This window comes from Micromonospora sp. NPDC048871, assembly GCF_043198155.1.
Classification (GTDB): domain Bacteria; phylum Actinomycetota; class Actinomycetes; order Mycobacteriales; family Micromonosporaceae; genus Micromonospora.
On sequence record NZ_JBICUM010000002.1, the window covers coordinates 811,409 to 834,338 of the forward strand.

23 protein-coding genes are annotated in these 22,930 nt (G+C 71.0%); 8 read left to right on the plus strand and 15 right to left on the minus strand.

Translation table 11 applies throughout. The features are described from left to right. Positions 1-52: 52 nt before the first annotated feature. Complete coding sequence (locus tag ACGFIK_RS08200) at positions 53-730, plus strand: NADPH-dependent F420 reductase (RefSeq protein ID WP_393338381.1); 678 nt, start codon at positions 53-55, stop codon at positions 728-730. Between the two features lie 19 nt (positions 731-749). Here the strand turns inward: ACGFIK_RS08200 and ACGFIK_RS08205 are convergent, their stop codons facing one another. From ACGFIK_RS08205 to ACGFIK_RS08215, 3 genes are all read right to left on the minus strand, one after another. Further along, positions 750-1,427, minus strand: coding sequence for a hypothetical protein (locus ACGFIK_RS08205; protein ID WP_327024804.1), 678 nt, complete (start codon positions 1,425-1,427; stop codon positions 750-752). A 95-nt stretch (positions 1,428-1,522) separates the two neighbouring features. Then, positions 1,523-2,887 (minus strand): helix-turn-helix transcriptional regulator, encoded by a 1,365-nt coding sequence (locus ACGFIK_RS08210; RefSeq protein ID WP_327024802.1) that lies wholly within the window; start codon positions 2,885-2,887, stop codon positions 1,523-1,525. A 61-nt stretch (positions 2,888-2,948) separates the two neighbouring features. Continuing rightward, on the minus strand, positions 2,949-3,515 hold the full coding sequence (locus ACGFIK_RS08215; protein ID WP_327024801.1) for a GNAT family protein: 567 nt from the start codon (positions 3,513-3,515) through the stop codon (positions 2,949-2,951). A 471-nt stretch (positions 3,516-3,986) separates the two neighbouring features. On the opposite strand from ACGFIK_RS08215, the gene ACGFIK_RS08220 reads away from it, so the two are divergent. Beyond that, positions 3,987-4,820 carry an exonuclease domain-containing protein gene (locus ACGFIK_RS08220; RefSeq protein WP_327024800.1) on the plus strand — a complete coding sequence of 278 codons (834 nt, stop codon included), beginning with the start codon at positions 3,987-3,989 and terminating at the stop codon, positions 4,818-4,820. A gap of 48 nt (positions 4,821-4,868) precedes the next feature. Here the strand turns inward: ACGFIK_RS08220 and ACGFIK_RS08225 are convergent, their stop codons facing one another. The 5 genes from ACGFIK_RS08225 to ACGFIK_RS08245 all read right to left on the minus strand — a co-directional run bounded on the left by ACGFIK_RS08225 (position 4,869) and on the right by ACGFIK_RS08245 (position 8,509). Continuing rightward, complete coding sequence (locus ACGFIK_RS08225) at positions 4,869-5,219, minus strand: DUF2203 domain-containing protein (RefSeq protein ID WP_393338384.1); 351 nt, start codon at positions 5,217-5,219, stop codon at positions 4,869-4,871. Between the two features lie 145 nt (positions 5,220-5,364). After that, the gene (gene proC, locus ACGFIK_RS08230) at positions 5,365-6,183 is read right to left on the minus strand and encodes a pyrroline-5-carboxylate reductase (protein ID WP_393338387.1); all 819 of its coding nucleotides are present in this window, start codon (positions 6,181-6,183) and stop codon (positions 5,365-5,367) included. A 69-nt stretch (positions 6,184-6,252) separates the two neighbouring features. After that, positions 6,253-7,281, minus strand: coding sequence for a 6-phosphofructokinase (locus ACGFIK_RS08235; RefSeq protein WP_327024797.1), 1,029 nt, complete (start codon positions 7,279-7,281; stop codon positions 6,253-6,255). A gap of 147 nt (positions 7,282-7,428) precedes the next feature. Then, the gene (locus ACGFIK_RS08240; protein WP_393338390.1) at positions 7,429-7,926 is read right to left on the minus strand and encodes a pyridoxamine 5'-phosphate oxidase family protein; all 498 of its coding nucleotides are present in this window, start codon (positions 7,924-7,926) and stop codon (positions 7,429-7,431) included. An 82-nt stretch (positions 7,927-8,008) separates the two neighbouring features. Further along, positions 8,009-8,509 carry a polyadenylate-specific 3'-exoribonuclease AS gene (locus ACGFIK_RS08245; protein ID WP_357531949.1) on the minus strand — a complete coding sequence of 167 codons (501 nt, stop codon included), beginning with the start codon at positions 8,507-8,509 and terminating at the stop codon, positions 8,009-8,011. A 257-nt stretch (positions 8,510-8,766) separates the two neighbouring features. On the opposite strand from ACGFIK_RS08245, the gene ACGFIK_RS08250 reads away from it, so the two are divergent. Next, the gene (locus ACGFIK_RS08250) at positions 8,767-9,459 is read left to right on the plus strand and encodes a Crp/Fnr family transcriptional regulator (RefSeq protein WP_327027030.1); all 693 of its coding nucleotides are present in this window, start codon (positions 8,767-8,769) and stop codon (positions 9,457-9,459) included. A 103-nt stretch (positions 9,460-9,562) separates the two neighbouring features. On the opposite strand, the gene ACGFIK_RS08255 is transcribed toward ACGFIK_RS08250, so the two are convergent. Continuing rightward, complete coding sequence (locus tag ACGFIK_RS08255; protein ID WP_327024794.1) at positions 9,563-9,760, minus strand: hypothetical protein; 198 nt, start codon at positions 9,758-9,760, stop codon at positions 9,563-9,565. 176 nt (positions 9,761-9,936) lie between these two features. Between ACGFIK_RS08255 and ACGFIK_RS08260 the strand changes: the two genes are divergently transcribed. Both ACGFIK_RS08260 and ACGFIK_RS08265 read left to right on the plus strand, forming a co-directional pair. After that, positions 9,937-13,551, plus strand: a complete 3,615-nt coding sequence (locus ACGFIK_RS08260) for an ATP-binding protein (protein WP_393338394.1) — start codon at positions 9,937-9,939, stop codon at positions 13,549-13,551. Between the two features lie 419 nt (positions 13,552-13,970). Continuing rightward, positions 13,971-14,096 (plus strand): hypothetical protein, encoded by a 126-nt coding sequence (locus ACGFIK_RS08265; protein ID WP_393338397.1) that lies wholly within the window; start codon positions 13,971-13,973, stop codon positions 14,094-14,096. A 128-nt stretch (positions 14,097-14,224) separates the two neighbouring features. Here the strand turns inward: ACGFIK_RS08265 and ACGFIK_RS08270 are convergent, their stop codons facing one another. Genes ACGFIK_RS08270 through ACGFIK_RS08280 form a run of 3 tightly spaced genes read right to left on the minus strand, consistent with a single transcriptional unit; the run spans position 14,225 to position 16,621 of the window. After that, a complete protein-coding gene (locus tag ACGFIK_RS08270; protein WP_327024792.1) occupies positions 14,225-14,845 on the minus strand; it encodes a hypothetical protein in 621 nt (206 codons plus the stop codon). After that, on the minus strand, positions 14,821-15,498 hold the full coding sequence (locus ACGFIK_RS08275; protein WP_327024791.1) for a hypothetical protein: 678 nt from the start codon (positions 15,496-15,498) through the stop codon (positions 14,821-14,823). The genes ACGFIK_RS08270 and ACGFIK_RS08275 overlap by 25 nt, the downstream gene beginning before the upstream one ends. A gap of 10 nt (positions 15,499-15,508) precedes the next feature. Further along, complete coding sequence (locus ACGFIK_RS08280) at positions 15,509-16,621, minus strand: RHS repeat-associated core domain-containing protein (protein WP_327024790.1); 1,113 nt, start codon at positions 16,619-16,621, stop codon at positions 15,509-15,511. Between ACGFIK_RS08280 and ACGFIK_RS08285 the strand changes: the two genes are divergently transcribed. The 3 genes from ACGFIK_RS08285 to ACGFIK_RS08295 all read left to right on the plus strand — a co-directional run bounded on the left by ACGFIK_RS08285 (position 16,595) and on the right by ACGFIK_RS08295 (position 19,872). Continuing rightward, complete coding sequence (locus ACGFIK_RS08285; protein WP_393338400.1) at positions 16,595-17,218, plus strand: serine hydrolase domain-containing protein; 624 nt, start codon at positions 16,595-16,597, stop codon at positions 17,216-17,218. The genes ACGFIK_RS08280 and ACGFIK_RS08285 overlap by 27 nt on opposite strands. A 215-nt stretch (positions 17,219-17,433) precedes the next feature. Beyond that, the gene (locus ACGFIK_RS08290; protein WP_357531953.1) at positions 17,434-18,285 is read left to right on the plus strand and encodes a DUF308 domain-containing protein; all 852 of its coding nucleotides are present in this window, start codon (positions 17,434-17,436) and stop codon (positions 18,283-18,285) included. 174 nt (positions 18,286-18,459) lie between these two features. Further along, positions 18,460-19,872, plus strand: a complete 1,413-nt coding sequence (locus ACGFIK_RS08295) for a trehalose-6-phosphate synthase (protein WP_327024787.1) — start codon at positions 18,460-18,462, stop codon at positions 19,870-19,872. 27 nt (positions 19,873-19,899) lie between these two features. Here ACGFIK_RS08295 and ACGFIK_RS08300 read toward each other — a convergent pair whose 3' ends face one another. From ACGFIK_RS08300 to ACGFIK_RS08310, 3 genes are all read right to left on the minus strand, one after another. Then, entirely contained in the window at positions 19,900-20,697 is a 798-nt protein-coding gene (locus tag ACGFIK_RS08300) for an alpha/beta fold hydrolase (RefSeq protein WP_327027029.1), read from the minus strand. Positions 20,698-20,720: 23 nt separating this feature from the next. Continuing rightward, positions 20,721-22,127, minus strand: a complete 1,407-nt coding sequence (locus ACGFIK_RS08305; protein WP_393338403.1) for a flavin-containing monooxygenase — start codon at positions 22,125-22,127, stop codon at positions 20,721-20,723. Positions 22,128-22,219: 92 nt separating this feature from the next. After that, positions 22,220-22,930, minus strand: coding sequence for an endonuclease/exonuclease/phosphatase family protein (locus tag ACGFIK_RS08310; RefSeq protein WP_393338406.1), 711 nt, complete (start codon positions 22,928-22,930; stop codon positions 22,220-22,222).

Sequence of the window (22,930 nt, forward strand, 5' to 3'; positions counted from 1 at the left end):
CTCCACCAGGGGCGTAGGTTCGACGGGGAGAGCCGAGTCGATGGAGGTGGACGTGTCGGTCGTGGGCCTGATCGGAAGTGGACACATCGGAGGCACCCTCGCGCGGTTGGCGGTGGCCGCCGGGTACGAGGTGGTGCTGAGCAACTCGCGGGGGCCGCAGACCCTGTCCGGCCTGGTCGAGGAGTTGGGGCCGAGGGCCAGCGCCGGCACGGTCGAGGCGGCGGCTCGGGCCGGTGACCTGGTGGTGGTCAGCATCCCGCTCAAGTCGTACCGGTCCGTGCCGGCGCAGCCGCTGGCCGGCAAGGTGGTCATCGACACCAACAACTACTACCCGCAGCGCGACGGCCAGATCCCCGAGTTGGACGAGGACCGGGTCACCAGCAGTGAGCTGCTGCAACAGCATCTGCCCGAGGCCCGGGTGGTGAAGGTGTTCAACAACATCTTCTTCAAGCACCTGCTCACCCTGGCCCGACCCGCCGGTGCGGCGGACCGCAGTGCCCTGCCGATCGCCGGTGACGACGCCGAGGCCAAGGCGGTCGTCACCGGCTTCCTGGACCGGATCGGCTACGACACGGTCGACGCCGGCAGTCTCGCCGACAGTTGGCGGTTCCAGCCGGACACCCCGGCGTACGGCACCATCTACTCCGCCGACCCGGCCAACTGGGAGCAGGAGGCCCCCGGCGACGCCGACACGGTGCGTGCCGCGCTGGCCGAGGCCAAGCGGGGCTGACCGGTGGCCGCCGCCGACCTCAGGCGGTGACCGGCCTGTCGTCGGCGGCGGCCCGCAGCCCGTACCAGCCGATCGCGGCCACCAGGGACACCTGCAGCAGATAGTCGACGATGACGACCGGGCGGCCGAACTCGGCCAGCGGCAGCACCACGAAGATCACCGCGTAGACCAGGGCGGCGATGACCACCGGCCGGGGCATGGTCCGGGCGATCAGCGCGCCGACCAGGGCCAGCACCATGCCCACGACGATCGCCAACTGGCTGCCGATGATGGCCGGGATCACCCAGTCCAGCCGGTCGTTGAGGACCTCGAACAGCGCCCGTCCCTGCGGTTCCGCCAGCACGGCCGGATCGGCCGCGTAGGCGAAGGGGAGCACCTCTGCGGTGATCGCCAGCGCGAACACCACCCCACCGAGACCCACCAGGAAGGCGCCGACCAGGTTCAACACCCCGGCGCGGCCCTTGGCCAGCCGGACGATGAAGACCGCGGCGGCGATCCAGGAGACCGCGTACGCGGGACCCCCCAGGTAGAGGTTCATCGGCCAGTAGGCCGACCCCAGTTCCCGGATCTCGTCGTACCGGATCGTGCCGTCGAAGGGCGGCTCCCAGAGCATGAAGACCGTCCGGCCGGCCAGGGCGACGAGCAGCAGGACGAAGAGGGCGACGAGGGCGACACGGCGCAGGTTCGGTACGGACACGGTGCGAGCCTCCGTTGATCGGGTGATGGCTCACCGTGCCCCCGAGCCGCCGCCCTCGGCATCGGCCTCAACACCTATCTTCAGGAAACTCCTGCTCAGGAGTGCTGACGGGTGTGCTCCAGCCAGATCCGTGCCGCCTGCACCCGCCGGTTGGTGGCCCCACCACCGGGGGTCAGGTCGAGCTTGCTGAAGATCGCGCGCAGATGGGCGTCGACCGTCCGCTCGGAGACGACCAGTTGGGCCGCGATCCCGGCGTTGCTGGCTCCCTCGGCCAGGGCCGCCAGCACCTCACACTCCCGGGCCGTCAACCCCCCGACCGGAGCAGCTCCGGCCTGCGGCACCGCCGCGCCGGGCGAGCCGCCCCTCGCCCCGGTCCCCGGCATCGCTTCGGGGCTTCCCGGCTCAGCTCGTGACGGGGGCGGGACGGGCGTGAGGGTCCGGGCCAGGCGGGCCGTGCCGGCCCAGGCCGAGCCACCGACGAGGACCGTCAGGGTCGAGACGAGCAGGGCGACCGAGGTCGGGCCGAGGGCCGTACCGGGAGCGGCCACGACCGTACCGATGCCAGCGATGATCAGGGCCGCAGCGGTCAGACCGGCGACGCGGACCACGACGGTGACCTGACGGGGCTCGACGGCGCTTCGGGCGACGGCGAGCGCGCAGGCGACGGCGAACCCGGCCGCCCCGGAGAGCGCCACCAGGAAGGCGACCGAACCCAGCGACGGTTCGACCCCGCCGGGAGTACGGGCGACGGCGAGAAGCAGGCAGAAGGCGACCGTCAGCGGCGCTGCGGTGGTCGCCGCAGCGGCGATGCCGAGGCGCGCCCGGACGGCCTCGTGCGAACCGAGAGCAGCCCGCCAGAGGGTCACCGGCAGCAGGAGCAGTGCCACCATGCCCAGCACGGTGGCGGCGGCGCCGACCGGGGCGAGCGCGGTGCGCCACGACTCCCCGGCGATCGTCGGCAGCCCCGCAAACGGCTCGCCCGCCGTGGTCAGCAACGCGTTGACCAGCGTGACCGCGCCCAGGGTCAGGCCCACGACCCGATGCGTCCAGGGGACGGCGGGGCCGGTGCGGACGGCGGCCGAGGCGGTGAGTTGCAGGAGGGCGAGCGGCGGGATCCAGGCCGAGTTCCACGCCGCGACGGCCAACCCGGCCCATGGCTGCCCGGCCGCGACCCCGGCCACCGCCAGCACGGTGAGCATCAGGTACGCGAGCAGGGAGGCGGCCAGCCCAGCCGCGAACCGGCTGGCGACGTGCCGACCCGACCGGTCGAGCCGGGCAGCCGCGACAGTGCCGACCACGGCCGCCACCGCCAGGGCGAGAACGCCGACCGGATCGGTCGCGAAGCCACCGTGGCCGGCCGCCCCCAGGAGGGTGAGCGCGACGACACCCGTCCCCGCCGTGCTCGCGGCCACGACGGGCAGAACCCGCAGGGCCGACACCGGCCGGACGATGGTCGTCATGCGCGCCACACCCTAGTTCTCAACAGCCGCTTTCACCAGCCGCGCCGTCGTCGCCGCAGGCTCAATCCTCGGAGGCACCGGCCCGGCGAGTCCGCCACTCGGGTGCCAGCAGCGACCAGATCTCGAGATCGCGTCGCCCCTCCGGACCCGGTGACACCTCACGCAACACGCCGTCGCGGCGCATCCCTAGCCGACGGGCCACCGCGATGCTGCGTACGTTGCCGGCCAGGACCCGCCACTCGACCCGGTGCTGTCCCCGCTCGTCGACCGCCCAGTCGATGAGCCGGCTGACCGCGCGAGTGACCAGCCCGCGTCCCTCGGCGGCCGGTTCAAGCCAACAGCCAGCTTCGCAGACTCCCGTATCGGCGTCGAGCGACACGAGCAGCACGCCACCGACCAGCCTGCCGTCGGACCAGATGCCCCAGATGCCGCCGTCGTCGCGGGCCCACCGCTCGGCGTACCGCTGCAGCACATGCCGCGCCCTCTCCAGGTCGGTGGCGATGAAGGCCGCCGGCACCCAGGGGGTCATGCTCTGCCGGGCCCGGTCCAGGTTGGCCAGAAACTCCTCGGCATGCCACGGGTTGAGCGGACGCAGTTCCGCGTCCTCGGTCAACGAAATGGCGAACATCAGCACCCTCCCCGTAAACGGCCGGCTGCTCACTGATCGTGATCTCGCCGGCCACCTGAGCCATCCGATCATGCTGCGCCGGCGACAGGGCCGTGCCACCGTACGCCGGTGGCGGTGCGCGCAGCGCCACCGAGAGGGCTTCCTCTCGGTGGCGCTTGGAGCCTATAGATCATCCTCCGCCCCTACGAGCCCGGCGGATGGGCCGCCACCAGCGAGCGCCACGACGCATGCCGCCTGTCGCCTTGTCGTCGCCGGAGATGCCCGTGTCGCTGCCACGAAGAGGCCACCCGGCAAACGCCACCGAACAAAGGGTTGTCGCCGAATGTCCACAAAGGTCACTGAACGGCGCGGCCGGTGGGTGCCGACACTCTGACCGATGGCTCAGGATTACCGGCGCTGCCGGTCCCGCCTCGTCAGCGGACGGCCGACAGGCATGAGTACGCCCACCCAACCGAACCAGGAGCCCGTAGCGTGATCAACAGGTACCCCGGAAGCTGCGGCAAGTGCCAGAAGTGGGTCGAAGCCGGCGCCGGACAGGCGATCAATCTCGGCGGCCGTTGGAGTCCCCACCACGACGAATGCGTACCGGTCAGGACGGCTCCGCCGCCGGGGACCCACCGTGGGTGGCACGACCTGCCCATGGTGGGCTTCGATATCGAGGCCACCGAGGCCGAACCCATGGACGCCCGCATCGTCTCCGCCGCGCTGGTCCACTCCGACGGCACCACCGCGCGGTGGCTCATCGACCCGGGCGTGCCGATCCCGCCCCGCTCCACCGAGATCCACGGGATCACCGACGAGATGGTACGCAGTTCCGGGCAACCGGCCACCGAGGCGCTGACCGAGCTGAGAACGGCCATCGACAAGGTGATCGCCGACGGGACCCCGCTCGTCGCCTTCTGCGCCCCCTACGACGTCACGGCGTTGCACACCGAGCTGGCCCGGCACGCCCTCGCACCGCTGGACTGGGACCGCGCCGTCATCATCGACCCCTCGGTCCTGCACGGCGAGGTGGAACCCCGCTGGTACGGCGGCAGACGGCTCGAAGATCTGTGCCGGTACTACGGCGTCGACCTCGTCTCCGCTCACGACGCCGCGAGCGACGCCCGCGCCGCTGCCGAGATGGCGGTGTCGATCGCCGCCCGGCACGAGCGGATCGCCCGGCTGCACCCCGAGACCCTGCACCAGGCACAGATCACCTGGTACGCCGAGCAGAAGCGGGAGCTACAGGCAGCCTTCGACCGGCAGGGCCGCGACGAGACGGTCAGCCTGGAATGGCCGCTGGAGACCCGCCGACGCCGATGACGTCCCCCAGCTTGAGCCTCGGCCGGCCGCCCCTCGTCCGACTGACCGTCAGGCGGGGCGGCGGCCGCCGAAGCCGCAGTCGGCGCGGTGGTACCAGCGCACGTCGGTGTCCCCCTCCAGCCAGCACCAGAGGACCTGGCGGCCCGCGCGCTCACCGGGGAAGTCGAGCAGCACCGGGGCGACACTCTTGATCTCGATGCCGTGCTGCCCGATCTCGTCGCAGATGGCGTGCAGCCGTGCCTCCAGGGCCTTGGCCTCGGGCCGTCCGCCGAGTGCGCTGAGCCCGTGGTTGGTCAGATCAACCTGCAACTCGGTCAGGTCGGCGCGGACCCGGATCAGCTCGTCGATCCGGGGTTGCAGGGTGGCCACCAGGTGCCGGGCCTGGGCGAGAGTGAACACCGCGCCAGTATGCGACACCCGGATACCTCTGCGGTACCGGCGCTGGGCATGATCGACACCGTTTCGCCGCACCGGCGGCTTCGTCGGCGCGGGAAACCGCCGTATCGGCGTAACGGAGTGGATCATGGTACGCCGGTGGGGGCGGCTATTCGGCCTGGGCGGCCAGTTCGCGGGCCCGGTCGCGGGCCGCTTCCAGGGCGGCCAGCAGTGCGGCGCGTACGCCGTGATTCTCCAGCTCGCGCACGGCGGAGATGGTGGTGCCGGCGGGTGAGGTTACCGCCTCGCGCAGCTTCACGGGATGTTCGCCGGAGTCGCGCAGCATCACCGCCGAGCCGATCGCGGTCTGCACGATCAGGTCGTGCGCCACCTGGCGGGGCAGGCCGAGCAGGATGCCGGCGTCGGTCATCGCCTCCACCAGCAGGTAGAAGTAGGCCGGGCCGGAGCCGGACAGGGCGGTCACCGCGTCCTGCTGGCTCTCCGGCACCCGGATGGTGGAGCCGAGCGGCTTGAACATCTCCTCGGCCAGCGCCAGGTGCTCCCCGGTGGCGTACGCCCCGGCGGAGATGGCGGTCATCGCCTCGTCCACCAGGGCGGGAGTGTTGGTCATGACCCGCACGACCGGAGTGCCCTCGGGCAGCCGGCGGCTGAAGAAGCTGCTGGGCAGGCCGGCGCAGAGGGAGATCATCAGCTTGCCGGCGGGTACCTTCGGCCCGATCTCGTCGAGCAGTACCGCCGCGTCCTGGGGCTTCACCGACACGGCCAGCACCTCGGCCTCGTCGACCGCGGTGAGGTTGTCCACCACCCGTACGCCGTAGCGGGCGGTCAGTTCCTCGGCGCGGGCCGGCCGACGGGCGGTGGCCAGCAGGCGGTCCACCGGCCAGCCGGAGCGCAGCAGCCCGGACAGCATCAACTCGCCGATCTTGCCCGCCCCGATCACCGCGACCGTGCGCACTCCGGCTGACACCTGTGGTACCCCCTCTGAAGATCGGTGTCGCGGCGGACCGGGTGGCCCGCCGCGACACCGGAACCACGATCAGCTGCCGAAGAAGACCTCGGCCTCGAGGTAGCGCTCCAGCGGGACGGTCTTCAGCTCCCGGGTGGCCTCGGCCAGCGGAACCCGGACGATGTCCGTGCTCTGCATGGCGACCATCTTGCCCCAGTCGCCCTCGTGGGCGGCGTCGATCGCCTGGAGACCCAGCCGGGTGGCCAGCACCCGGTCGAAGGCGGTCGGGGTGCCGCCGCGCTGGATGTGCCCGAGCACGACCGTGCGGGCCTCCTTGCCGGTCTTGGCCTCCAACTGCTCGGCCAGCCACTGGCCGATGCCGCCGAGCCGGACGTGGCCGAACGCGTCCAGCTCCTGGTTCTGCAGGACCATCTGGCCCTCCATCGGCTGGGCGCCCTCGGCGACCACGACGATCGGGGCGTACTGGTGCTGGAAGCGCTTCTCGACGTAACCGGCGACCTGCTCGACATCGAAGGCCCGCTCCGGCAGCAGGATCACGTTGGCGCCGCCGGCCAGGCCGGCGTGCAGGGCGATCCAGCCGGCGTGCCGACCCATCACCTCGACCACCAGGGTGCGGTGGTGGCTCTCGGCGGTGGTGTGCAGCCGGTCGATGGCCTCCATCGCGATGTTGACCGCGGTGTCGAAGCCGAAGGTGTAGTCCGTGGCGCCGAGGTCGTTGTCGATGGTCTTCGGCACCCCGATGACGTGGACGCCCAGCTCGTGCAGCTTGGTGGCGACACCCAGGGTGTCCTCACCGCCGATGGCGATCAGCGCGTCGACGCCCTGGGCGGCAAGGTTCTCCTTGATCCGCTCGACGCCGTTCTCGATCTTGAAGGGGTTGGTCCGCGAGGAGCCGAGGATGGTGCCGCCGCGCGGCAGGATCCCCCGGACCTCCGCGATGCCCAGCGGGCGGGACAGGCCCTCCAGCGGACCCTTCCAACCGTCCCGGAAACCCACGAACTCGTGGCCGTAGCTGGCGACGCCCTTACGGACCACCGCCCGGATGACCGCGTTGAGGCCGGGGCAGTCGCCGCCGCCGGTGAGCACGCCGATACGCATGATCGCTCATCCTCCTGGGAGCATCTGGTCAAGCCCGATCAAGCCCCAGGATATGCGTCACGTCAGACCTTCGGCGCCGTTGCCGGCCCGGGGCGGGCCGTCACTGCGACTGTAGTCGGCGCTGGTACGACCGGACACCGCGGCCCACTACCGGTCAGTAGCCTCATCAGGGCGCACACCCACCACCGCCGGCGCCGACCCGGCGGCGCCGAGCAGGTCCACTCCACGCAGACCCGCGCGGTCCCAGCAGCGGGCTGCGGTGAGGTGCACGGCGACCAGGGTCAGTCCCGCCGTGGCCGGCCCCTGCGGGAACCACACCGCCAGCTCGGGCCACCAGAGCCGGGCCGCCCGCGCCGGGTCGTGGTCGTCGCGGGCGGTGCCGGACAGCGAGGCCCGGACCTGCTCCCCCGGGTCGGTGAGGCTCACCTCGACCTCCGGGTTGACCCGAAGCTGACGGACCGTAGCCGACCGGGAGTACGCGAAGAACCACAGCTCACCGGCGAACGCCGCCCGTTGCAGCAGCATCGGCCGGCCCACCAGCCGGCCGTCCAGCGAGATCGTGGTGAGGGTGCAGGTGCCCGCGGCCCGGATCAGCTCGGTGATCCGCTGCCGGGCCGCGCGGACGGCATACGGCTCGTCACTCATGCTGACGCCCGCCTCATGGCGATGCTCCCTCGGGTCGACCACCGTCAGGGCGAACCGGTGCCCGCTGCGTGGCCGGCCAAACCTACGATCCGGTCATCGCCCGCCACCGGGCCAGGTTGTGCCGGGCGTCGACCAGGGCGTCATGCCGCCCGGACTCGGCGTTCGGCAGCCGTGGCCGCCCCCGGTCGTCCCACAACTGGCGCAGATCCTTGGTGAACCGGGGAATCTCCCTGGGCAGGGCCGGCATGGCGCCCCACAGTTGGGCCAGCGCCACATGGTCGTACGCGGCGTACCAGGCCCACAGCTCCAACTCCTCCCCGGCCGCCCAGGTCTGGATCGGCTCGACCAGGAAGTCGTACAGGTCGTCGCGGATGCGCTCGCGGGAGCGCCAGGCGCGGTCCGCCGGGGAGGGCAGCTTGTCCAGCACGTTGCGGCGAACCCAGGGCACGGCCCGGGAGGCGTCGAACTCGGTGGAGACCGCGTAGAACTCGCGGCCCTGCTCGTCGACCACACCGATCGACACCAGTTCGACCGTACGGCCGTCCTCGATGAATTCGCAGTCGTAGAAATAGCGGTAGACCATCCCGGCCATCCTCGCTGACGCCCCTGTCGCCCCGGCGGGCGGGGCGAGCCGGGAGCGCTACCACACCATCTGCAACGGCGACATCGCAGCTTAAGCTGTCACAGAAGTGACTTCAGGGGTGTACAGCACGCGACCGGACCGTCATGATCTGATGTGTACCGCTGCCGGACGCCGAACGGGTGTCGATTCGCCTAGTCAGGGGCCACCAGGCTCTCCCGGTGAGCGATGTGGTCCTTGACCGGGGGAGGGGTGGGGCCGTGGAGATGCGCCTGCCGGAGCCGGGCGACGCGCTCACGGGCGTGGAGATGTTCGCCGGCCTGGAACCCGAGGTACGCCAGCGGGTGATAGCCGCTGCCGTGCCGAGGACGTACCGCAAGGGTCAGCTCCTGTTCGTGGAGAACGACCCGGGCGAATCGCTGATCGTGCTGCGCCGGGGCGCGGTGGCGGTGTTCCGCACCGCACCGACCGGTGAGCGGGCGGTGTTGTCGGTGATCCGACCGCCGGATGTGCTCGGCGAGGTCTCCCTGCTCGACGCCTCCACCCGGTCCGCCTCGGCGGAGGCCATCGAGGACTGCACCGCCCTGGCCCTGTCCCGGGGCGCCTTCATGGAGCTGGTGCACTCGAACCCGCGCATCCTGGACGCGGTGATGCGCTCCCTGGGTGGGCTGATCCGCCGCCTGACCGAGCAGAACGCCGATCATGTCTTCCTGGACCTGCCCGGTCGGGTCGCGAAGACCCTGGTGCGGCTGGCCGGCGAGTCGCAGGCACCGATGATCACCATCGAGCTGAACCAGAGCCAGTTGGCGGAGATGGCCGGGGGTTCCCGGCAGAGCGTCAACCAGGCGATCGGCTCGTTCGCCAACCGGGGTTGGCTGCGTACCGAGGGCCGTCGGATCGTCGTCACCGACGTGCCGGCGCTGCGTCGCCGCGCCGGCATGAGCGAGCGCTGACCGGCAACAGCAGGCCCGGAACGAAGCGGTGGCGTCGGAAACTGGGTTTCCGACGCCACCGACTTCTGCTGTGATCAGGGCAGATCGCCCGCTCCGGCGATGATCAGGGCTTGGTGCTTCCCGGCCCGGCCCAGTCGGTGCCGCCCGGTCCGGCCCAGTCGGTGCCGTCCTTGCCCTTGCCCGGCACCTCTCCGACGATTCCCTGGGCCTGAAGCTGAGCCAGGGTCGCGGCGTCCACGTCCACCGAGTCACCGGCCGAGTGGGTGACCCCGTTACCGTCGGTCCAGTCGCTGCTCAACATGACGTACACCATGAGGCTGTCCCCCCAGATAAACGATCAACGAATCGGCTTCTGAATCTAGCCGTTGCGCCACACAACGCACTGCTCGGAGGAGTGTCCACAAACCAACAGCCCGGTACCCGACACTCCTCTGGGCAGCGATACTCGGTCCTGCCCCCGGCAATCAGGGCTCACCAGTGGAGGGTGTCATCGCCACTCAGTGTGATCGTTGTGGACGCACCGCCGCCGATGGTGACCGCTTCTGCGGTGGCTGCGGAGCGGAGCTGGGTGCAGTCTGTCCACACTGCCTGCGCCCGCTGGCGACGGATGTCGCCTTCTGCACCTCGTGTGGGGCGCCCCGGGCCGGCAGCGGTCGGGCCCCGGCCATCCCCCAGGAGGACCGCCGTCGGGTCAGTGTGCTCTTCGTCGACCTGATCGACTTCACCCCGTACGTCGAGCGGGCCGACCCGGAGCTGGTCCGGGGGATGCAGACCGGGTTCTTCTCCGCCGCCCGGCGGGTGGTCGGCCAGTACGGCGGGGTGGTCGAGAAGTACATCGGCGACGCGGTGATGGCCCTGTTCGGCGCGCCGGTGGCCACGGAGACGGACGCGCTGCGGTGCGTACGGGCCGGGTTGGAGCTGCAACGGGTGCTGACCCGTTTCGCGCCCACCGGCACCGACGGGCTGCGCTTCCGGGTGGGAGTGGCCACCGGTGAGGCCCTGGTCGACGTGGCCGCCGCCCGCGACGGCGGACAGGCGATCGTGGCCGGGGACGTGGTCAACACCGCCTCCCGGTTGCAGTCCGTGGCCCCGCCGGGCGGGGTGCTGGTCGACGGCGCCACGTACGCGCTGACCCGGGACACCATCCGCTACGACGAGCAACCCCCGGTCACCCTGCGCGGGCGCTCCGCCCCGACGGAGGTGTGGCTGGCCCTGGCCGCAGTACGCCAGCAGCCCGCCGACCGGGAACCGGACGCCACTCCCCTGATCGACCGCGAGCATGAGCTGGGGATGCTGGTCAACGCCCTGCATCGCAGTCTGCGGGACCGCCGCCCCCAGGTGGTGACCGTCTTCGGGCGGGCCGGCATCGGCAAGAGCCGGCTGGTCCGGGAACTGCACCGACACACCGCCCGGCTGGTGGACGAGCCGCTGACCTGGCGCATCGGGCGCTGCCCGCCGTTCGGGGAGAATGTCACCTTCGCCGCGCTGGCCGACATCGTCAAGGCCGAGGCGGGCATCCTGGACACCGACCCGGCCAGCACGGCCGCCCAGCGGCTGGCCGCGGCCGTGGAGGAGCTGGTCGGCCCGGGCGAGCGGGAGCGGGTGATCGACGCCCTGCGTCCGCTGGTCGGCCTGGCCGGCACCCCCCTGCCGGCCGAGGAGGCGGAATCCTGCTGGCGACGGTTCCTGCTGGCCCTGGCCGCCCGCCGCCCCACCGTGCTGGTCTTCGAGGATCTGCACTGGGCCGACGACGCCATGCTGCGGTTCGTGGAGCTGCTCGGCGCGGCGGCCCGCGACGTGCCCCTGCTGCTGCTCTGCACCGCCCGCCCGGAACTGGTCGACCGGGACCCGAGCTGGGCGGGGACGATCACCGGCTCGGTGACCATCACCCTGCCCCCGCTGCGGGACACCGGCATCGCCGCCCTGTACGCGCACATGTTCGGCCAGGCGGCCTTCTCCGCCGACCTGCTCACCCCGCTGGTCGAGGTGGCCGGGGGCAACCCGCTCTACGCCCACGAGTACGTCCGGATGTTGATCGAGCAGGGCGCGTTGCGCCAGTCGGGGCGGGGCTGGTCGCTGGAGAAGCACCTGGACCTGCCGATGCCGGAGAGCGTGCACGCCGTCATCGCCAACCGGATCGACCTGCTCGACGCCAAGGACCGGGCGGTGCTGCTGGCCGCCGCCGTCGTAGGGGTGCAGTTCTGGCCGGGTGCGGTGGCGGCGGCGGTCGGCCAGCCGGTGGAGGCGGTCGAGCGGGCCCTGCGCCGGCTGGAGCAGCGGGACTTCGTCCACGAGCAGGGCGCCTCCACCATGGCCGGTCAGCCGGAGTACCGGTTCCGGCACGTGCTGGTGCGCGACGTCTGCTACCAGCGGCTGCCGCGTACCGAACGGGTGGCCCGACACGAGCGGACCGCCGACTGGCTGGACACCCTGTCGCAGAGCCGGGACACCGACCTGGCCGAGGTGCTGGCCCACCACCGCTGGGCGGCCCACGAGATCGCCCGGTCGCTGGGCATGGACACCACCCGGTACGCCGGCCCCGCCCGGGCCGCGCTGCACCGGGCGGCCCGCCGGGCGTACGCCCTGCACGGGTTGGACGCCGCCGCCGGGCACGCGGGCCGGGCCCTCGGGCTGGCCGACGACTCCGACCCGGTGGGCCGTCTCCAGCTGGAACTGCTCAGCACGGAGATCTCCTTCTACCGGGACGGCAACGCTTTCCTGTCCAGCGGTGGGCCGGAGCAGATGCAGACCCTGGCCGACCGGCTGCTGGCCCACGGCGACGAGGCGTGTGCGGCACGGGCCTGGACCCTGCTGGGTCAGGCGGCGTGGCTGCGCGCCGACCGGCAGGCCGCCCTGGCCTGCCTGGACCACGCCGTACGGCTGTTCGAGCCGCTGCCGGACAGCGCCCAGAAGGCGGACGCCTACGCCGAGCTGGGCCGGCTGCACATGCTCAACTACGAACGCGACCCGGCGGTGGCCGCTGCGGACACGGCCGCCCAGATCGGCGAGCGACTAGGGCTGACCGAGATCCGCACCAATGCCCGGATCACCGCGGCCACCGCCCGCTACCAGGCCGGCGACCGGTCCGGCCTGGACGAGTTGTACGCCATCGTCGAGTTCAGCCGGGGCCGGCAGCTGCTGGCCCTGCCCCGGGCCACCCAGAACCTCGCGTACGCGGTCCGGGAGGAGGGCGACTGGCTGCGCTCCAAAGCCCTGCTCTCGGCGGCACCGGCCCGGACCGCCAGCGGGCAGACCCTGACCACCAGCTACTCCGGGGAGGCGATGCGGGCCTGGTTCGAGGGAGACTTCGACCGCCTGCTGGCCGCCGCCGAGGCCTTCGTGCACACCCCGACCGGCAGTTGGGACATGCAGGTACGGGGGCTGCGATCCTGCCTGCTGGTGCTACGCGGTCAGCCGGTGCCGACCGCCGGCCCGCCGGCCGCACCGGAGACCCGACCGGCCGCCTCCGGCATCACCCCCCTGACGGCGGGACAGCCCTCACCGCCGTACGACGACGTGGCGGCCGCCCTGGACACCGCTCGGCGTAGCGGCTTCCACCGGCTGCACTGGACGATGCTGGCGATGGGCGCGCTGTGCCGGGCGGTGCAGGGACGCACCGACGAGGCCGCCGCCCTGGTCGACGAGCTGGCCGAGGCCTGGACGAAGGTCCCGGCGCTGGCCAGCGGCGAGTGGATCGCCGCAGCCGGCTGGGCGGCCACCCTGGCCGGCCGCAAGTGCGCCGCCCGGGTACGCGCCATGCTGGACCAGGTCGGTCACCGTACCCCCTGGTCGGAGGCGGCGCTGCGGACCGTGACGGCTGCCCTGGCCGGTGCCGACGGCGACCACCGGCACGCCGCCGAGCTGCACCTGGCCGCCGCCGAGATCTACGCCGGCATCCCGGACGTCACCGACCGGATGTTGTCGTTGACCTTCGCGGTACGGGAGCTGACAGCCGGCGACGACCCGACCACGGCCGGTCCCCTGCTGACCGAGCTACGCGCCTTCGCCCACCGCAACGCCGCCCCGGGCCTGCTCGCCCTGGCTAACCCCCCGGCCCACCCGCCGGCCGGCGCGCAGCCGCTCGCCAGCTGACCGCGCACCGCCCATCCGGGTCAGCTGCCATCGCTTGCAGGAATGCTGACATCCTGGTATTGGTCACTCAGGATCGGGGGAACCGCGGATCAATCGCACGGCGTCAGCCGCATGCAGCGCTCCGAAGAACGAGAGCAGAACCTTCGCCAACCCGCCGTACCAGGCGCCACCAACGCCAAGGTTTGCCACACCGCCAGCCCCACGAGCAGTGCCGTCGTCCGGAACCCCCTCTGCGGCGGCCGGCTCGGTGCCGAGCGCGGGCATCCGGCAGTACGGCCGAGGCGGCGGGCGGTGGCAGCCTGAGGGGGCAGGCCGGGATCGGCACCCCCTCGCCGCTGAGCCGGGCCCTCGCCGCTGAGTTGACCCGCCACCTCGAGCCGACCAGCGCAAACCCGAACCATCCCGCATACCCGAGGGCGGTGGCCTACGTGCAGGTCGACGACAATCTTCTCGCCCGCCTGCACCTGGCCGCCGCCGAGATCTACGCCGGCATCCCCGACGTCACCGACCGGATGTTGTCGCTGACTTCGCGGTACGGAAGCTGACGGCCGGCGACGACCCGACCGCAGCCGGCCCGCTGCTGACGTCGCAGGCACCAGAGTCACCTCAGCCCGGCCTGCCGCCCGTCGTCGCGTCGATCGTTCACCTGGTGGCCTTTCGGGTATTGGCGCGCTCACACGTGTCGATCACCGGGAAGGCTAAGAATCCAGGTGACCGACGAGCAGCCAGCTTCGGTGTCGGACATCTCAGCCAGAGCATCCGTTTTGGAGAGTACATAGTCGTCAAGCTCGTGGAAGCGGCTGAGTTCATCGGCGTCGGTGCCGTCCAAGCGGCCAAGAAGCAGCAGCTCTTCTTTTTCGAGAAACTCCAGCGCGGTGGCCAGAGAATCAGCGTCCTCGTCCGGGGAATCCACATTCGGAGTGTCCTCCTGCACGGGCCATACCTGCGGCGGCACGTCGTGTGGCCACCGCTGCGCTGCCTCCTCGACGGCACCTAGTACGGCATCCAGCAGCACCATCTGTAGGCCGGCGACGTTGGAGCGCGCCAGCTTCGGGGGAACCTCAATCAGTACGACTGCCTCCGGGCTTAGCGTCATCTCGACAGCATCGCTGTCACCGTCGGTAGCAGCGACGGTGACGTATAGCGGTCGGGCAAGGGTGGCGGTGATGAGGCTGTGCCACACGTCGAGCCAGTGTTGGAGCGCGGCGACGGACTCGGTGAATGCTTTCGCCTCTCGTCTGCTTAGGTGCTCAGCCTCGACCCGCCAGATCAGCCGATTCGCCGAAGCGTCCACACCCGCACCCTTTCCGTCTCCGCCACCGGGATGACGATGTCATCCTCCACCGCTCCCAGTCTCCCGACGACGGCTTGGCGGCCTTGCTGCGTCCTTTCCGTGACAGGCTCGACTCCGGATAGGATTAGCTGTTCAGGGTCCGCCCGATCGACTAGTTCCGTCAGGCGCCGGGCGGCCTCAGTGAACCGCGACGCCTCTGACGAGGGTGGGGAGAATAGGTCGCGCATCTCTGGACGCCCGGGGTCCGTCGCTGCTGCGCGAAGCTGCGGCGGACCGAGCTCTCGTTCAGCGCCGACCACTGCAACCGTCGCCAGCACAGCACGAAGCAGCCGGATGCCGAGCAGCCCGTCGCCCGGCGTGCTGAACCAGGCTCCCGGCACCCAGAGCTTGTACCTGAGCTCTCTGGCGTCCGGGTAGGTACGGTGCTTTAGCCGCTCGACACGTGTGGCTCTGCCACCGTCCAGGTTCAACTCGATGGCTAGAAAACTTCGAGCAGGCAATTGTTTCCTTAGCCACTGGCTACCGGCGAAACCTCGTTCAACTGCGCTACTGACCACATCAGCGAGGCCATGTACGCGGTGGTTGTAGGCTGCGGCGTCCAGCCCGGGACTGTCGCGCGCGTCCCGGGCTGAGACCAAGATCCAAGGCGTCATGCCAGTCAGTCTAGCGACAGTTCTTTCTCATCCCCCTCGGCCGAGAGCCGTATCGAATCACGTAGCTTAGACAGCTCGCATACTCCCAGGCACGAGCGGCTGGCCTATGGGGGAACCGCTTAATCTTTACAATCCTGCAGTTCCTGGCATAACGCTCTGCCGCGCACTGCCGGCGGCTCTTCTCCGCCCTCGCCTGCGGGGGTGCCACGCTGGTAATTCCGTATTTGTATACTCGCTGGCGACCGTGCCGGTCCGTGTAATTGATTTGGTATCCCCAACTACGCCCCCGCCAGTTTCGACCGTTTGGATGGGTAGATGCAGGCGTCGAGCTTTTGATCCTCGCTGGCGGCCGACCAGCGATCTTGATGATCCGCTTCTTTTGCGCCTGTTGGGCGGCTCTTCTCGCTGCGTGTCGTGCTGCGTATCGCAGTGCGACACGGACGCCGATTCCCACGGCGATCGGACACACTGGGCAGCGACCGTCGAGGTCGTTGCTGTTTACCGGGTCCTGATAGGCGTAGTCGTAGTCGTTAGCGGAGCCGCCCTGGACCGGGTCGACCGAAAGAAACCTCCCGATCGCGGGATCGTACAATCGGACACCCATCAAGATCACGTCACCGAGAGCGTCACCGGAACGTTGTTTGCCGCCGAGCCACCCGTATCTCTGGTCCGCCTGCCCGATGATTGGAGCACCAAATTCTTCGAAGTCAAACACCTCTGGTTCGGTCAGACCGGAGTCGATTGTCACAGCAATATCGCCGTGCAGGTTGGCTAGTTGCAGGTGCACTTCGCCTGCAGAGGTGGTAGCGGCGAGATCTCCGTCTGGGCCGGAAACGTTTCGGGTGATAGTACCGAGAGTGATGTCCTCAACGATCCACCGTGGCTCGTCCGAGTCATCGCCGTAATGGTTGCGGCTGGTAATAGCGTTGGCTACTGCTCCGCCTACCAGCGTCTCGGCGGTAAAAGTCCGGAACCGGTACTGCGGATCGAGTGTCCAGGATTGGCGGGCGTCGCCCTGCTGCTGCTGGACCAGGTCGTTTACGTGATACGTATTCGTGAGCCCGCTCGGCAGAGTGGTAATTCGACCGAAGGGCTGATGGTCGCCGCCCAGCTCGTCGAGCATGTCACCGGACAACGGCTCGATCAGGCCCTCAAGAGCGGCATCACCGGCCCGCTCGGCCTGACCGACACCGGGTTCACCCCGAAGAAGTGGCTCAGCAGCGCCGACCAGGCCCAGCGGCTGGTGGCCACGGACGCCCGCTCTTCCCGGGGGCTGTTGCGCGGCATCGTGCACGACGATGTCGCCAACCACCTCGGCGGGATCGCCGGACACGCCGGCATCTTCTCCACCGCCGCCGACCTCACCGTCATCGGGCAGCTCCTGCTCAACGGCGGCACCTACCGCGGCACCCGGATCCTGTCGGAGGCCCTCACCCAGCGGATGCTGACCAACGTCAACGCCGGTCTGCCCGCGGTCGACGCCGAACGCCCCAACCGCACCTCCGACCACGGTCTCGGCGTCGTGCTCAACCAACCCTGGTTCATGGGCAGACTGGCCACCAAGGGCACCTTCGGACACACCGGCTTCACCGGCACCTCGCTGCTCGTGCATCCCGGCCGCCGACTCGTGCTCGTGCTGCTCACCAACCGCGCCCACCCCAACTGGAGTTGGGCCAACCCCGACCCGGTCCGGGTAGCGGTCGCCAACCTCTGCGCCTGAACGCCCTGCTTCCGGCACACCCCACACCTGGCACGGCCCGCACAAAAGGACAAAGAGCCTCGCTTCGACCAGGAGTGCGGGACGCGCCGAGGTACCCACGCCACAAGGCACTCCCCGAACCTGGTCCGGACGTGTCACGATTCAGAGCACGGCGTGTGAGTGGCGCCCAGGGCTGGACGCGGGGCGCGCCGCGGCGCGATGAGGAGGGTGTCCGGGTGTCAGCGGGTGGAGCCCGTCGGGGGCGACGGGACAACGGGATCGACGCGAGCGAGTACGCCGTGGCCGGCGACGTCGACCCACGCGTCGGCGAGCACCTGCTCGACGTGTTGGCGGCCGGCGGCATCGCCGCCTATCTGCAACCCTCGGCGGATCTGAACCCGGTCACCCGCACCACCACGGTGCCTTCTCGACCGGTCGACCGGCTCTACGTGGACCGCTCGCACCTGAGCACCGCCCGGGACTACCTGCACCAGCTGTCCGACGAGAATCCGCCCGGGGCCGCCCCCAGGGAACCGGACATCGACGCCGAGTGGGCCCAGATCGTCGCCGGGTTCCACAGCTCCCCCAGCACCGGGGCGAACCCCTGGCCGGCCGCGGAGGACGTGGATGATCCGCCGGCTCGCCCCGGCGGCACCGCCACGGCGACGCTGCCGAGCACGGAGGAGCCGGCCGGACCGACCACCACCACCCCGCTGCGCCGGTTGCCGTACGCGGGGGACATCTCCGGTGTCTCCGTGGGGCGTGGCCCCCGCGACGGGGACGGCCCCTCGCTGCTGGACGGCCTGGACACCTTCGGCGCGGACCTGCCGGACGACCCGGACGCCGACGAGCGCTACGTGCCGCCGCCGCCCCCACCCCTGCCCCGGGTCTCGAAGTACGCCGCCGCCGGGGTGCTGGCGGTGATATTCGGGTTCGTGTTGTTCCTCTTCCCGGACCTGATCCCGGCCGACCGGGGGGTGGTCACCCTGCTCGGGTTCACCGGCATCCTCGCCGGTTTCGTCACCCTGGTGTGGCGGCTGCGCCCGGGCGACGAGGAACGCGATCCCGACGATGGGGCGGTCGTCTGAGCCGTCGCACAGCAGCCGCCCGGATACCGGGACGGAGACCGCCTGCTCCGAGGCATGTAACAGTGGTGTAACTTACTGTCAGTAGGAATACCGTAGTACGTCACGTCACCCCCCTGACTGCCCCGGTTGTTCCTCCTCGTGGCGGTCACTCCCCTGCTGATCGGAATGCCCGAGATGCGACAGAGTTCCCTCGTGGTGGTAGCCAACCGCCTCCCCATCAACGACAACGTGGCGCTCGACGGCGCCTGCGAGTGGCGACGCAGTCCCGGTGGGCTGGTGAGCGCCCTGCACCCCCTGTTGAGACACACCCCGGCCACCTGGGTCGGCTGGGCCGGCGGGACCGGCCCCGCGCCCACCCTGCCGGACGTCGACGGGGTACGTATGCACACCGTCCCCCTGACCAGCGAAGACCTGCGCGACCACTACGAGGGCTTCGCCAACGCCACCCTCTGGCCGATCTACCACGACGCGGTGGAGCAGCCCGAGCATCACCGGCGCTGGTGGGACGCGTACCAGCGGGTCAACCAGCGCTTCGCCGAGGCGACCGCCCAGGTCGCCGAGGCCGGCGCGGTGGTCTGGGTGCAGGACTACCACCTGCAACTGGTGCCGGGGATGCTCCGTGCCCTGCGGCCCGACCTGCGCATCGGCTTCTTCCTGCACGTGCCCTTCCCGCCCCCGGAGTTGTTCATGCAGTTGCCCCGTCGGGCGGAACTGCTGCGCGGGATGCTCGGCGCGGATCTGGTCGGTTTCCAGCGAGCCCAGGCGGCGCACAACTTCTCCCAACTGGTGACCAAGGTGCTGGGGCTGCCGGCCACCGACCGGCGGATCGCGGTCGAGGACCGGATGGTGCGCATCGGGGCCTTCCCGGTCTCCATCGACACCAACGAGATGGCGGCGCTGGCCGGGCGGCCGGAGGTGTCCGACCGGGCCGGTCGGCTGCGGCACGACCTGGGCAGCCCGGAGCAGGTGATCCTCAGTGTGGACCGGATGGACTACACCAAGGGCATCGAGCAGCGGCTCAAGGCGTACAGCGAACTGCTGGCGGACGGGCACGTCAAGGTCCGCGACACCGTCCTGGTGCAGGTGGCGGTGCCCAGCCGGGAACGGGTCGGCCAGTACCAGATCCTCCGCGACCGGGTCGAGCGGGAGGTCGGCCGGATCAACGGCGAGTTCGGTCGGGTGGGTGAGCCCGCGATCCACTACCTGACCCAGCCGTTCGACCGGACCGAACTGGCCGCCCTCTACCGGGTGGCGGACGTGATGGCGGTGACTCCCCTGCGGGACGGGATGAACCTGGTCGCCAAGGAGTACGTGGCCGCCCGGGTGGATGACGGCGGTGCCCTGCTGCTCAGCGAGTTCGCCGGGGCCGCCGCCGAGTTGTCGCAGGCGTACCTGGTCAACCCGCACGACCTGGAGGGGCTCAAGCAGGGGTTGCTGGCGGCCCTGCGGGCCGAGCCGGCCGATGTCCGGGCCCGGATGCAGGCCATGCGCGCCCACCTGCGGGAACACGACATCCGGGCCTGGGCCCGGTCCTACCTGTCCGCCCTGGATCAGAGCGGATCGCTGCTGACCCGGCTCGGCGGCTGAGGGCGGCGGACGGAGGTCCGCCGCCCGTCAGGGCCGGTTGGGCTGCTTGAGCAGCCAGTCCAGGATGGCGTCGATCGGCTCCCGCCACCGGGCGTCCAGCATCAGGTCGTGTCCCATGCCCGGGAAGAGCAGGGGAGCCGAGCCGTACCGCCGGGCCGCGCGGGTCAGCGCCGCCGCCGGCACCACCCGGTCGTCCGGGCTGCCCAGGACCAGCACCGGCGGGCGGCCCACGGCCGGTTCCGGATCCCCGCCGGTGAGCAGTTGCCACTGGGCCCGCCGAGCGGCCCGACCCAGCCGGGCGGTGTGCCGCCGGGCCTCGGCCTCGGGCAGTTCCCGGCTGAACAGCTGGCTCCGGCTCAGCCGCAGCCCGCCACCGAACACCGCCGGCAGGGTGCCGACGGGGTTGTGCCGCAGCGCCGCACCCAGGTTCGCCCAGCCGCCGAGGACCGGGGCCACCAGCACCGCCGCCCGGGCCGGGTAGCGGGCCAGGGCGTGCGCCACCACCAGGGCCCCGGCGCCGTGCCCCACCAGCACCGCCTGGCGGGGCAGGCCCGCCGCCGCCTGAACCACATCGTGGGCGTACGCCCGCAGGTCGGCATCCGGTGCGGGGCCGCTGCCGCCGTGCCCGCGCAGGCTGACCGCGTAGGCCGGGAAACCCCGGGCGGCGGTGTGCCCCAGCCAGTGCTCGGCGTACGCCCAGGCCCCGTGCCCGAAGCCGGGTACGAACAGCAGCGGCGGATGCCCCTGCTCCAGTTCCGGGACCACGCTGAGCACCTCGCGTCGGACCGGGCGGACCGGACGCGCCCACTCCCAACCGCGCACCATCCGTGGCTGCCGGCTCAACTGCGTCACTTGCCCTCCAGGTCGCGCAGCGCACGCTCCAGGGCGCGCAGATAGTCGACATGGCCGACCTCGAACCAGTGCCGGGTGGAGTCCTTGACCCGACCCGAGTAGCGTTCACCCGCCCCGGAGGTCACCCGGGCGGCGAAGGCGGCGGCGCGTTGCGGGCGGGTCATCCGGGCGTGCAGCAGGCGGGCGAAGAGCACGGCCTGCCAGTGCACCAGCGGGAAGAGACCGGAGTCCGGTTGGAGCAGGCCGGCGACCGCCAGGGTCGGATAGTTCGGGACGAAGGCGTTGAGCCACAGCCGAGGGCGGCCCACCCCCTCGTCGTCGCCGAGGATCTTCGCGTCGAGGAACTCGAAGCGCGGCAGGTAGCCGGTGGCGAAGATGACGAGTTCCGGGTCGATCTGTCGGCCGTCGGTCAACTCCACGGAGTGAGAGTGCAGCCGGGCGATGTCCGGCACGGGGGTGATCGCGCCGTGACCGACGTGGTAGACGAGTTGACTGTTGGCGATCGGGTGGGTCTCGTACACCCGGTGGTCCGGCTCGGGCAGGCCGAAGCGGGTCAGGTCGCCGACCGTCAGCCGCAGGGTGCGGTGGTAGAGCCACTGGCGTAGCCACAGCGGCACCCGCAGGGCCAGCAGGGTGTCGTTGACCTGGTCGGCCGGGCGACCGAAGACGTACTTGGGGGCGTACCAGTAGCCGCGCCGGGTGGAGTGCCAGCAGTGCGAGGCCTGCTGGGCGGCCTCCACGGCGATGTCGCAGCCGGTGTTGCCGGCCCCGACCACCAGCACCCGCTTGCCGCGCAACTGGGCCGGGTCCTGGTAGGAGGAGGCGTGCATGACCTCGCCCCGGAACTGCTCCAGCCCCTCGTAGCGGGGCAGCTTGGGGGACCAGTTGTGCCCGTTGGCGATCAGCACGGCGGCGTACCGGGAGGTGCGTTCGGGGCCGTAGCCGCCGGTGCTGCGGGTCGTGACGTCCCAACGGTCGTCCGCCACCGGTTCGATCCGCACCACCTCGGTGCCGAACCAGATGTGCCGACGCAGGTCGAAGTGGTCGGCATACCGCTCGAAATAGGACAGCAGCCGGCTGTGGTGCGGGTAGTCCGGCCAGTCGTCCGGCATCGGGAAGTCGGGGAACTGGGTGAAGGGCCGCGAGGAGATCAGGTGGGTGCTGGCGTACACCGGGCTGCGGTCGTGTCGCCAGTTCCAGGCGCCGCCGATGCCGGTCTCGCGTTCGTAGCAGTCCACCCCGAAGCCGTGCTCGGCGAGGTTCTTGATCGCGGTCAGGCCGCTGGCTCCGGCGCCGATGACACAGACGGTGTCACCCCGGTCGGCGACCGGGTGACCGTCGTGGCCGCGGGCTGGCGTGGTCGTCTCCGGATCGGGCCGGCCGTGCTCGGTGGGGGTGGGCACCGGGGATCTCCTTCGTCTCGGCACGCATGCCGGGTCGCGCGAAATCTTCTCCACATCCGCGCGGTATGTCCAGCCCGTCCGAGCGTCGCAGGTCAGCCGGTCGTCGGCAGGAGCAGATCGACGACGATCGGAAAATGGTCACTGGCCCGCCGGGTCAGGGGGGTGTCCAGCACGTCGTAGTCGACCACGGTGATCCGGGGGTCGACGAAGACCGCGTCGATGCGCCGCCGCGGGTTCGCGCAGGAGTAGGTGAGCCGGTCGGCCCGGTCTGCGGCGATCGCGGCGTCGGTCAGCCCGTCCGCCAGGACGCACCAGGCCGACCCGTCCGGTTCGTCGTTGAGGTCGGCCGCCGCGATCACCGGCCACGGCGCGGCCTGCACCTCCTTCTTGAACAGTCTCGCCTGCTCCGGCCGCTCCACCGGGTCGGTGGCCAGGTGCGACCCGGCCACCGTGAACCGGGCGCCGGTGCCGACCAGACAGTCGGCGTACGCGGCACCCCGCATGTGTCGGCCTGGGGTCAGCGGGAACCGCTGGTGACGCACCCCGGTCACCCGTACCCGCAGGTTGACCAGCAGCAGGTTGCCCAGCGAGGGCAGTCCACCGGCGGCGACCACCAGACCCAGGGAGGCGGCCAGGGAGGCCGACTTGGACCGCCACCCGAAGCGGCGGGGGCCCTCCTGGACGATCAGCACATCCGGTGCCAGTTGGCGGACGACCGTGGCCAGGGCGGTGGTGTCGTCGCGTTGGCCGTGCACGTTGTAGGACACGACGCGCAGCGGCACCCCGGGGGCGGAGTCGGCCAT